General features: G+C 64.6%; 10 protein-coding genes and 2 pseudogenes. 8 read left to right on the top strand and 4 right to left on the bottom strand.

The features are described 5' to 3' along the window. From ABIB27_RS18795 to ABIB27_RS18785, 3 genes are all read left to right on the top strand, one after another. Positions 1–725, top strand: a 725-nt coding sequence (locus ABIB27_RS18795; protein WP_354254639.1) for a YeiH family protein, incomplete at its 5' end; no start/stop codon positions are given. A gap of 43 nt (positions 726–768) precedes the next feature. Continuing rightward, positions 769–1,119, top strand: coding sequence for a universal stress protein (locus tag ABIB27_RS18790; RefSeq protein WP_354217970.1), 351 nt, complete (start codon positions 769–771; stop codon positions 1,117–1,119). 441 nt (positions 1,120–1,560) lie between these two features. After that, entirely contained in the window at positions 1,561–1,728 is a 168-nt protein-coding gene (locus ABIB27_RS18785; protein WP_354217969.1) for a BBE domain-containing protein, read from the top strand. Between the two features lie 127 nt (positions 1,729–1,855). Here the strand turns inward: ABIB27_RS18785 and ABIB27_RS18780 are convergent, their stop codons facing one another. Further along, positions 1,856–3,301 carry an aldehyde dehydrogenase family protein gene (locus ABIB27_RS18780; RefSeq protein WP_354217968.1) on the bottom strand — a complete coding sequence of 482 codons (1,446 nt, stop codon included), beginning with the start codon at positions 3,299–3,301 and terminating at the stop codon, positions 1,856–1,858. A 485-nt stretch (positions 3,302–3,786) separates the two neighbouring features. Between ABIB27_RS18780 and ABIB27_RS18775 the strand changes: the two genes are divergently transcribed. The 3 genes and pseudogenes from ABIB27_RS18775 to ABIB27_RS18765 all read left to right on the top strand — a co-directional run. Beyond that, positions 3,787–4,374, top strand: coding sequence for a recombinase family protein (locus tag ABIB27_RS18775; RefSeq protein ID WP_354217967.1), 588 nt, complete (start codon positions 3,787–3,789; stop codon positions 4,372–4,374). Then, entirely contained in the window at positions 4,371–5,135 is a 765-nt protein-coding gene (locus ABIB27_RS18770; RefSeq protein ID WP_502909279.1) for a TnsB C-terminal domain-containing protein, read from the top strand. The genes ABIB27_RS18775 and ABIB27_RS18770 overlap by 4 nt, the downstream gene beginning before the upstream one ends. Then, positions 5,107–5,595 (top strand): annotated as a pseudogene (locus ABIB27_RS18765) (transposase); the annotation flags it as partial. The gene ABIB27_RS18770 and the pseudogene ABIB27_RS18765, both read left to right, overlap by 29 nt. A 106-nt stretch (positions 5,596–5,701) precedes the next feature. Here the strand turns inward: ABIB27_RS18765 and ABIB27_RS18760 are convergent. Beyond that, a pseudogene (locus ABIB27_RS18760) lies at positions 5,702–6,016 on the bottom strand (aldo/keto reductase); the annotation flags it as partial. A gap of 375 nt (positions 6,017–6,391) precedes the next feature. On the opposite strand from ABIB27_RS18760, the gene ABIB27_RS18755 reads away from it, so the two are divergent. After that, on the top strand, positions 6,392–7,297 hold the full coding sequence (locus tag ABIB27_RS18755; RefSeq protein WP_354254641.1) for an alpha/beta hydrolase: 906 nt from the start codon (positions 6,392–6,394) through the stop codon (positions 7,295–7,297). A 92-nt stretch (positions 7,298–7,389) separates the two neighbouring features. On the opposite strand, the gene ABIB27_RS18750 is transcribed toward ABIB27_RS18755, so the two are convergent. Next, positions 7,390–7,656: a hypothetical protein gene (locus ABIB27_RS18750; RefSeq protein ID WP_354254637.1), complete on the bottom strand. Its 267-nt coding sequence runs from the start codon at positions 7,654–7,656 to the stop codon at positions 7,390–7,392. A gap of 330 nt (positions 7,657–7,986) precedes the next feature. Beyond that, positions 7,987–9,396, bottom strand: coding sequence for an MFS transporter (locus ABIB27_RS18745; protein WP_354217965.1), 1,410 nt, complete (start codon positions 9,394–9,396; stop codon positions 7,987–7,989). Positions 9,397–9,736: 340 nt separating this feature from the next. On the opposite strand from ABIB27_RS18745, the gene ABIB27_RS18740 reads away from it, so the two are divergent. Then, positions 9,737–10,210, top strand: a complete 474-nt coding sequence (locus tag ABIB27_RS18740; RefSeq protein ID WP_354217964.1) for a nuclear transport factor 2 family protein — start codon at positions 9,737–9,739, stop codon at positions 10,208–10,210. Positions 10,211–10,370 lie beyond the last annotated feature (160 nt).

Here is a 10,370-nt window from a genome sequence, read left to right as displayed (position 1 = left end):
TGCTGGGCCGCTGGCTCGGAATCGTCAGGGACCTGCGCACCCTCATCGGCGTCGGCACCGGCATCTGCGGCGCCTCCGCCATCGCCGCAGTCACCTCGGTGATCGGCGCCGTCAGCGTTGACGTTGCCTACGCGATCTCCACAATCTTCCTATTCAACATCGCCGCCGTCCTGGCCTTCCCCTTTATCGGTCATCTGCTCGGAATGAGCCAGCACGCCTTCGGACTCTTTGCCGGCACCGCCGTGAACGACATGTCCTCCGTCGTCGCGACCGCAACGACGTACGGCAACACCGCCGCCAACTTCGCCGTCGTCGTCAAACTTGTCCGCACCCTGATGATCATCCCCATTTGTCTTGGACTCGCGGCCTGGGCCGGACACCGTCTGAAACAAACCGGGAACAGTTTCCCCGTCGGCGAGGTTGCCGGAACAGGACCGGCACCCCGGGCCCGGGTGAACGTGTTCCGCCTCGTGCCCTGGTTCCTGATCGGGTTCCTCCTCATCGCCGCCATCAACACCCTCGGCCTGATCCCCGCCGCCGCCCACACCGGTTTGAGCACACTCTCGGTCTTCCTGATCACCGTCGCACTATCGGCCATCGGCCTGTCGACAGACCTGGGCGGATTCCGCCGCGCGGGGACCAAGCCCCTTCTTTTGGGCGCATTGCTGTGGATCATCGTCACCCTGACCAGCCTCGGACTCCAATACGCCACCGGACTGAACTGACCACCCCACCCCACCAGCCCCGCCCTTCCAACCAGGAGAGACCATGTTTTCCCGCATCCTCGTCGCCATCGACACCACACCCCACAGCGAAGCCATCCTGGAGCAGGCACGCGACCTCGCCGTCGCGACCGGCACTGCCGTGCAACTCATCCACTCCATCGGCCACGACTGGATCGAAGGCCAGGACCTGACCATGGAGGACCAGTCCAGAGCCAAAGACCAGGTCAACGCCGGCTCGGACCAGCTCCTCATCCTCGGATCCCGGAACCACCACGCCTGGATGGCCTTCCTCGGCACCAGCATCAGCGACCAGATCGCCCACCAATCCCCCTGCCCCGTCCTCCTCATGCCCCACCACCCGGCAGAGGAACAACCACTTCCACGAAGGCCGTAAACCGCGGTTGCATAAATAACCCTCCGACAGTGCCATTGACGACCGTATTCGCTACAAACCAGCCAACTTGTTGAAGAGATTTGTGAATCGCAGCGATATATTGCGGTGTGACTCGCAGCGGTAACCGGCGGTCTTTTTACAGCGCTATTTGTCACCGTGCAGCCCGCAAGAGGACCCCTCGCCGGACGTCAAGGGCGGCCGCTGACGGAGTCGTTCATCCTTTTGCTGAGGGCAAACAGGGAAGACCGGCACCACTTGGTAGTTTCGACGTAGTCAATCCGTCTTCCCTGTTTAATATCCTCAGCTTCGGCGCTGCGGGTTTCCGTCCCGCCGCCCCTACGCCGGCCCGACACTGATTCATCCTGCGCCTGGCCTGTTCCAGCTCGCCGCGGCGGAGGAGCTTGTACCGCTGGGTATCCGCGTTCCCCCCGCTACAGCGAGGTGATAGCCGACGGTGGAGGCGGGCGCTCCGGTCAGCGCAGCGATCCATGTCAGGTCAGCCTATGGAGACCAAAATACGAACGGCTGACCGGCATCAAGACCGAATGGGATCCGGAGAACATGTTCCGCTACAACGCCAACATCCGCCCCGGGACCCAGGCCACGTGACCGTGGGCGCGGACCACGACGGTGGTCTTCTTCCTGACAACGCCTGGAATTCTTCTTTGAGAGTCAGGAAGCGTGGCATGGCCAGCCCCTTGGGCAGATTGCCGGATCGCAGGCTTTGCCCGCCGCCCTAACGGACAGGGTGGACGTAAGTCTTGTATTCCTGGAACTCCTCGAGGGCTCGAGGTCCTCTGAGGCGGCCCAGGCCGCTTTGCTTGAACCCGCCCTCCTCGAACTGGTCGGCCATGACAACCCAGGAGTTGGTCCACACGGTTCCGGCCAGGAGCCGTCGGGCCACCCTAAGGGGCCGATCGACGTCCCGACTCCAGATCGCCGCGGAGAGCCCATAGCGGGTGCCATTGGCCAATGCAACGGCCTCATCCTCGCTGTCGAAGACCTCAAACGTCGCCACGGGGCCAAAGACCTCCTCTTGGACGAGTTCGCTCTCCACGCGGTCGACCTCGAGGAGACTCGGGCGGTAGAAGGCGCTGCCGTCGGCGACGACGCCGCCACGGACCAATGGCTTCGCCCCCGCATCGATGGCCCTGCGTACGAACCCGTCGACACGGCGGGCACTGGCCTCGTCGATCAGGGGGCCCATGTCGCTGGCTGGATCGTCGCCGGGACCCACCACCACGGCCTCGAGGGCCGCGGTGAGCCGTTCCCGAAGCTTGCCGCTGACGCCGCGCTGCGCGAGGACCCGGCTCCCCGTCATGCAGAACTGCCCGGAAAAGACCGTCACGCCCTTCGTCAGGACAGGCACGGCAGCATCCAGGTCGGCGTCGTCAAATACGATCATGGGTGTCTTCCCGCCGAGCTCGAGCAAGACCCGCTTGAGCGAGGGCGCAGCGCCCGCCATGATCTCACGGCCCACGCGCGTGCTTCCGGTATACGAGAGCGCGCCGACGAGCGGCGACGCGACAAGCTCCCGTGCGAGCAGGTCCCCGGACTCGGTCAGCGAGCTGAGGACACCCGGTGGGAGACCGGGCGTCTCGGCATAGATCTCGTGGAGGATGCCATTCACTAGCCCTGTTTGCGAGGGCATCTTCACCACCGCGGTGCAGCCGGCGGACAGCGCCGGGGCAAATGAACGGACCGAGAGGATGACCGGCGAATTCCAAGGGACGATGACCCCTGCAACACCGACCGGTTCAGGCACCGAGGTCACGTGAACGCCTGCGCGGACCTCTGCCGCGCGTCCGGTCGAGGTCAGGGCCAGCGCGGCGCAGTAGCGGAGCGTCGCGGGCGCCCCTCCCACCTCGCCGCGGGCCTCCCCGACGAGCTTTCCGTTCTCCCGCGAGAGCATCTTCGTTAGCTCCGGGCTGCGACCCTCAATACGGTCCGCGAGCTGATTGAGCACTTTGTGCCGGAGCTGCCTGTCGGATGCCCAGTCGGTCTCGTCAAACGTCCTGCGGGCGCCCGAAAGCGCGGCCTGCACCTGCGCCGTGTCGGCTTCGGTGTAGGTTCCCAGAACGGACCCGTCCGCCGGCGACCGCGACACGCTCCCCTCGGAGCCGACGATGAGTTCACCGTCGACGAAGTTCCCCGCTTCTGCCCTGCGCGTCCCGATGGTCATGCCCGTCTCCTCACGGTGTGGCGCACCTGCACGCCGGGAGCCGCCTACGCCGCAGGCACGCGCAACCGGGAAACTGGTCGGTAGTGCCAAGAGGACTCGCAGATCGGGGGTGGTTAGAAACCGATGCTACTGCCACACCGACCTCACCACCAGACCTCCCGTCCAGACCCAGCCCGGAGCGGGCAAACACCCCCTACACACGGCCGGGACTTCGCCACGGGTTCAACGCCAGGACGGGCCAAATGAAGGTTCTCTCACCAGCGTCCGCCGCCCGCGGAGGCATCAGACGACGAGGAGTGCCCGCACTCCGCCCCAGACCCGACGCCAGTCCTGAAAATCTACAGTTTTTCGAGACACGGACGTCGTGTCGTGCAGGGTCGAGGGAACCGGCGTCCTGCCGGGCCGCCCCGTGTCTTGGAAAGATGTCTCACCATGAACCGTCTCAGACGGGTGCCGGCCGGGGGTTTCTGAGGCACAATGGCCGGGTGAGACATCTCGGGTATACACGTGTGAGTACGTCGGGCCAGGACGCAAAGTTGCAACTCGCTGCACTGGTCGATGCCGGGGTTCAGAAACGCGACGTGTTCGCCGACGTCACCTCCGGAAGCAAGACCGCTATTGAGCGGCCCGGGATGAAAAAGCTCCTCGCGTACGTGGAGCCCGGCGACACCGTTGTCGTGTGGCGGGTGGACCGGCTCGGCCGATCCTTGATCGATGTGTTGAACACAGTGAACCTGCTGCGGGAGCGCGGCGTGCACCTAAGGTCCATCTCGGACGGCATCGACCCGGCGACCTCGACCGGGCGGATGATGCTGAACATGCTTGCGACCCTGGCTGAGTATGAGCGGGAGTTGATCGTCGAACGCGTGAACGCGGGCATCGCCGCGGCGAGACAGGGCGGAACCCGTTTCGGCCGGCCGTTATCCGACCCACTTGTCATCGCTGACAAGCTTGCGATCGCGTCGGACGCCCGCGCGAAGGGTCGCTCCGCTGAGGACGCGGCACGGCTCGTCGGCTGGAGCCGCGCGACGCTCTACCGCCACCGGCAGGCGGCCGAAGACCGCCGGTCATGAAGCATCGGCTGTCGGCCGAAGAGCGTGCGGCACTGCTCCGGCAGCACCTCGATGACGGTGTTCCCCTCGCCAGGATCTCCGGTCAGGCCGGCATTCCCCTCCGCACGCTGCAACGGTGGACGGCGGGATTCCGCGCCGGTGGCTCGGTCGCGGCTCTGGGCCGCCGGCCACGCTCGGACCGCGGGAGCCATTCGCTCCCGCCGGAGATCGTGGGCGCGATCGAAGGCCTCGCGCTCCGCCGGCCGGCGCCGACCATCGCGTTTATCCACCGGCGGATCGGTGCCGTTGCGGTCGACCGCGGCATTCCCGCCCCCGGCTACTCGACGGTCCGGGCGGTCGTTGCCGCCATCGATCTCGGACTTCGCACCATCGCGCTCGAAGGCGACGCCGCATACCGCGACCGGTTCGAGCTGGTCTACCGGCGCACCGCCAGCCGCGCGAACGAGCAGTGGCAGTGCGACCACACCGAGCTGGACATTCAGATTGTCGACGCCGCCGGCGCCCGCGCACGGCCGTGGCTGACCGTCGTACTCGATGACTACTCCCGCGCCGTCGCCGGCTACACCGTTTTTACCGGTGCGCCGACCGCGCTCCAGACCGCCCTTGCCCTTCACCAGGCCGTGCAGCGCAAGAAGCATCGGGCCTGGCCCGTCATGGGTCTCCCCGATCTCCTCTACAGCGATCATGGCGCCGATTTCACCAGCACCCACCTTGAACGGGTCTGCCGTGTGACCGCTGACAACCGTGCAGACGTGCATTAGCCACCTGATCCGGAGCACCTTCCGGCTGGCCTCGAAAAAGGGCTGGGACGCCCCAAACGGCATCGTGTTGCCCATCTACACCGCGGTGAACGCCGCGGCGGCGCGGGCGGCGTTTGAGGAGCTCACGGAGCGCTGGGGCAAGAAATAAGGGGCGATCGTGCGGCTCTGGGAGAATGCATGCGAGGAGTTCATCCCCTTCCTGGACTACGACGTGGAAATCCGGCGGGTCATCTGCTCGACCAACGCCATTGAATCGCTAAACGCCAGGTACCGGCGCGCCGTCAAGGCAGTGGGTTATTTCCCCACCGAGCAGGCCGCGCTAAAGTGCCTGTATCTGGTCACCCGGTCCCTCGATCCGACCGGTGCCGGCAAGACCCGATGGGCCGTGCGTTGGAAGCCAGCTTTGAACGCCTTCGCCATCACTTTCAGCGACCGATTCCCGGCAGCCGAAAGCTACTAAAGGAAAACGCCGGATACACCGTTAATGAGATAGTCCCCCGGTTCCGATGCTCGGCGGGGATGCGACTTGTGATGGTTCAGTGCCGCGCTGAATTCAGGCGCCGGCGCTAGCGGCCGCCTTCGAACTTCCTGCTGCGCTGCTCCTGGGCCATCGGCCCGTACGGGTACACCCCGATGCGCAGCCGGCTGACCTAGGTCAGCCGCTCCGTCTCCCCCGGCGTGAGCGCGAGGTCTGCCGCCGCGAGGTTGTCGGCGAGCTGGGCCGTGGTCCGGGCGCCCAGGATCACCGAGGTCACAGCAGGGCGCTCTGCCAGCCACGCCAGCGCCACCTGCGAGGCGCTCACGCCGTGGCGGCCGGCAATTTCCTCCACTTCCTCGATGACTTCCCACGTGCGAGTATCTGTGTTCCGGGCCTTCCACGCACAGTGCCGCCATCCGTGACCGGCTTGTTGACGACCGCCCGCCGTAACTACCATTCGAGCCCGGATTCATCCTAATTTTTGACCGTCCTATAATGGAGGCCAACGCATTGAATGCGTGTGGTCATCGGTCAGCTAAGAGTTCCCAGGGTGGAATCCACCTACATTAGCGCCGATATAGCAGGAATTGCCACCTTTATTTCCGTCTGTGCAGTGTTGTGAAGAACCACAGTTCGACCCCGCGATGTGTGGTTTTCGTGGGCCGGGAAGTCTGGAGTGCGTAGAAAGAATCCCCGTAGGCTAGTTACGTTGTGTCAACCTAACTATTGAAGAAACGACAGTTTTAGTGGTGGTGACATTGTGCTTGAACTCGATCCGATGATTGCGAAACTGGTGGGTTCCTCGGGTGGTCCGGCGCTCAGCGCTGACACGCTGGCGGAACGTCGAGCGGCCGGAACAACTCGAGACGTACCGCTGGCTCTATTCGTCGAGCGCAACGATTATCCGATTCCCGGTGCGGTGGGCGTTCAGGTACGGGTACACCGGCCTCAAGGGGTCGATGGGCCGCTCCCGTGTGTGTATTCGATCCACGGTGGCTGGTATGTCCTGGGAAGTTTTGACATGGACGATGACCGCCTCTCTCGTTGGGCTCGCAGGTACCACCTGATCGGAGTATCAGTTGACTACCGGCGCTCCCCCGAAGTGCCCTACCCGGGGCCACTCGAAGACTGCTATGCCGGGCTGAGGTGGGTGTTCGATCATCACGAGGAGCTCGGGGTCGACCCGAACAATATCGGGGTTGCCGGATCAAGTGCTGGTGCCGGTCTCGCGGCAGCTCTCGCTCTATTGGCGCGAGATCGTGGAGAATTCCCGCTGAAATTCCAAGTGCTTGACGCACCCATGATCGACGACCGCCAGCTCACCCCCTCAAGTCAGATGGGGGGCCTGGTCGTCCACGACCCGCACACCAGCGAATACGGCTGGCGCTCCTACCTTGGGGACCTCTACGGCAACGCAGACATCCCGCCGTACGCGGCAGCGGCGAGGGCGAAGGACTTGAGCGGTCTCCCGCCCGCCTACATCGCAGTCGGCAACGTCGACGGCTTCCGCGACGAAGCGATCGACTATGCCACCCGGCTCAATCAGGCGGGAGTTCCTGCCGAACTCCATGTCCACGCCGGTGCTCCGCATGGGGTGAAAGGCTTTATCGACACCCCGGTGGCTCTCCGCTATTCGCGGGGAATCGATGACTGGGTCGGCCAGCGCGTGCGCCCGGAAGCATGACCTGGACAAATGACGACGCCCAGCACCTGACCAGTACCGATGCGGCAGCCTGGTAGGCGTGGCGAGGGAGCAGACTTCTCGTGCAGGCGTCGTTAGGCCTGGGTGACCTCCCGGATGCTGAATCTCTTGCCGGCCAGAACCTGGGCCACTTCGGCTCCATAGGAGCCAGTTCCTTCGATGCCGGCAGCGGTGGCTGGTCCAAAGCCGGACAGGTAGACGGCGATCTCCCGGTACGCTGAACGGACGGCCAGGAACTTCGTATAACCCGGGTGTTTGCCATGCTTGGTGGCCAGCGCAACGTGCTGGGTGTCTGCGTGTGCGTCGATCCTGGCAACGACCTTGATCTGTTCGTTTCTCATGATGGGACAAGTTCCCCTGAAACCGCTGAAGCAACAGGTGGGCTCGTGTTGACGAGTCAGGCGGACAGGATGGTGAGGGGACCGCTGGGCCGGGCTCCGATGCACTCCTGTTCGGCTGGGCAACACCCTTGATGCGGGCCGCTAAACCAGTGGACTGCTCATGTTCAAGACAACCGGAAAAGGTGTCAGTCGAGAGTCGGGTCACGCCCGGTTAACCGCCTACTACCGTTATCGCCGTCCAGGGTCCGGGCAGTTGAATGTCCCTAAGTGTTGGTTTCAGCCGGGGACCCCACGATTTCGACACCAAACACACCGGTTGCGCGGCCCGGCCTACCGCGTCCGCACCCCTTCGCCGGCCGTGCGGTGCATGGCCAGCGCTTCGGCCACGGGGTACAGCATCAGCACGCCCAGCACGGCAAAGGACCACTGGTAGCTGGCCACGGGCGCCGCACCGGGGAGCATGGCCTGCGCGGCGCGCAGGATCAGCGCCCCGACGGCCACGCCCAGGCCCGAGGCAATTTTGGCGATCGTGGACGAGAGCGTGTTGGCGCCCGTCATGCGGGCCTTGGGCACATCGGCGAACTGCAGGGTGTTGTAGGCACTGAATCCGATCGAGCGCAACACGCCGCTGGCAACGAGGACCGCGGCAGTCACGGCCAGCGGGGTGTCAGACCCGAGCAACGCGCACAGCCCCAGCACCACGGCGCCGCCGGCATTGCTGAGCAGCAGCACCGTCCGGAAGCCGAAGCGGCGGATCAGAGGGGAGGTGGCCGGCTTGATGAGCACGTTGCCGGCAAAAACGGCCATGGTCATGAGCCCTGCCGCAAAGGCGGTCCAGCCGAAGCCGAGCATGAACATCAGCGGCAGCAGGAACGGCACGGCGTTGATCACCATCCGGTACAACGCCCCGCCGCCATTGCCCACCCGGAACGTGGGGATGCGCAGCGCGCGCAGGTCCAGCAGCGGGTGCCTGGCCCGGCCGAACCACCGCAGCGCCGCGGCCCCGGACAACGCGGCCAGCACCAGCCACAGCACGACGGCGGGCCACGGCGTGGGTGCCGAGGCGATCATTTCCAGCCCGATCACCAGGGCCGCAAGGGACGTTCCGGTCAGCACAAATCCCCACCAGTCCGGCGGCGGCACCTTCCGGGCACGGAAGGAGGGCACCACGCGCAACGTGACGGCGAAGGCGACGACGCCCAGCGGCACGTTGATCAGGAAGATCCAGTGCCAGCTGGCGTAGGTGGTCAGCAGCCCGCCCAGTGCGGGGGCAATCACGGGGGCGATCAGCCCCGGCCACGTCAGGTAGGCGATGGCCTCCAGGAAGTCCTTTCGGTCCGCGTCCCGCAGCACCAAGAGGCGGCCCACGGGCACCATCATGGCCCCGCCGGCGCCCTGCAGCATCCGCGCAAGGCACAGGAACGTCAGGTTCGGGCTCAGTGCACACAGCAGCGATGCGACCGTAAAGATGGCGATCGCGGCCGTGAACACCTTCCGGGCACCGTACCGCTCTGCCAACCAGCCGCTGATCGGGACGCCGACGGCGAGCGTGATCAGGTACGCCGTCATGGCCAGGTTGATGTCCACCGGGCGCACGTGCAGGTCCGCTGCCATGCCGGTTGCGGCGGTGGCAATGATGGTCCCGTCAAGGATTTCCATGAAATAGGTGCCGGCCACCAGCAGCGCCAGGGCGCGGCTGAAGGAGGCGCTGCCAACCGGCATCGAAGGTCTTGTTTTCACCACGCAAGCCTAGCCAACGAGACACCCAGTGACAGAATTCACGACGATCAAAAAACACGCGCCACCCACTCTGCGCTGACTGTTTAGGAGCACCTATGGATCGTTGGGAGGTCATCACGCATCCTGCAGTAGTTCCGTGCCATTTTTCACGCTTCGTTCTTCTCCTCTAATGTGTCAACTGATTAGACTGGCGTGACCGCAGCACCAGTGTTCGTCTCGACGCGTTTATCGCTGGTCGGGGGCCCGGTCGCATTGGTCAAGACGTCGACCGGGAAAGAGTTCGGTCTGGCGGGTGGGCGACCGTCCGGAAAACTGGGCCGGCAGAAAGGTGGGTACAGCCATGACAGAGGATAAGCCGCCGTTCCCGCCCTTCACATGCGAGACCGCGACGCAGAAAGTCCGGGCCGGTGAAGACGGCTGGAACGGGCGTGATCCGGTGAAGGTCGCGTCCGCGTACACGGTCGACAGCTGGTGGCGCAACCGGTCGGAATTCGTCGAGGGGCGCGACGCCATCATCGCTTTCCTCACCCGTAAGTGGCACCACGAACTCGAATATCGCCTGATCAAAGAGATGTGGGCATTCGAGGGCAACCACATTGCTGTGCGCTTCGCCTACGAGTATCACGATCCAGACGGCGCGTGGTTCCGTGCGTACGGCAACGAGAACTGGCACTTTGACGAGCACGGACTCATGCGGTGGCGGCATGCGAGCATTAACGACGTGCCGATCAAGGAATCCGAGCGCAAGTTCCACTGGGATCGTAGTGGTCCCCGTCCGCTTGACCACCCGGGCTTGAGCGACTTCGGATTCTAGTCCTTTCACGTTAACCCGTCGCCTCCCACGCCGTCGTTGGCAACCAGATAATCAAGGAATTGGGTGACACGCCCTGATATGTAGGCGCGAATGTCAATAGTGCATGGGGAAGCGGGTCCCGGTCTGGTTGGCCCCGGGCCCGCTTCCTTTGGTGAGGGGT

The sequence above is a fragment of the Arthrobacter sp. UYEF21 genome (assembly GCF_040546085.1).
Taxonomy (GTDB): Bacteria; Actinomycetota; Actinomycetes; order Actinomycetales; family Micrococcaceae; genus Arthrobacter.
The sequence above is the reverse complement of the archived record's forward strand: the minus strand, read 5'-3'. Positions and strand labels throughout refer to the sequence as shown.

Excerpts from the sequence above, each read along its gene's own strand:
- ABIB27_RS18790 (WP_354217970.1), top strand. The coding sequence starts at position 769 with ATGTTTTCCCGCATCCTCGTCGCCATCGACACCACACCCCACAGCGAA.
- ABIB27_RS18780 (WP_354217968.1), bottom strand. The coding sequence starts at position 3,301 with ATGACCATCGGGACGCGCAGGGCAGAAGCGGGGAACTTCGTCGACGGT.
- ABIB27_RS18770 (WP_502909279.1), top strand. The coding sequence starts at position 4,371 with ATGAAGCATCGGCTGTCGGCCGAAGAGCGTGCGGCACTGCTCCGGCAG.
- ABIB27_RS18755 (WP_354254641.1), top strand. The coding sequence starts at position 6,392 with ATGATTGCGAAACTGGTGGGTTCCTCGGGTGGTCCGGCGCTCAGCGCT.
- ABIB27_RS18750 (WP_354254637.1), bottom strand. The coding sequence starts at position 7,656 with ATGAGAAACGAACAGATCAAGGTCGTTGCCAGGATCGACGCACACGCA.
- ABIB27_RS18740 (WP_354217964.1), top strand. The coding sequence starts at position 9,737 with ATGACAGAGGATAAGCCGCCGTTCCCGCCCTTCACATGCGAGACCGCG.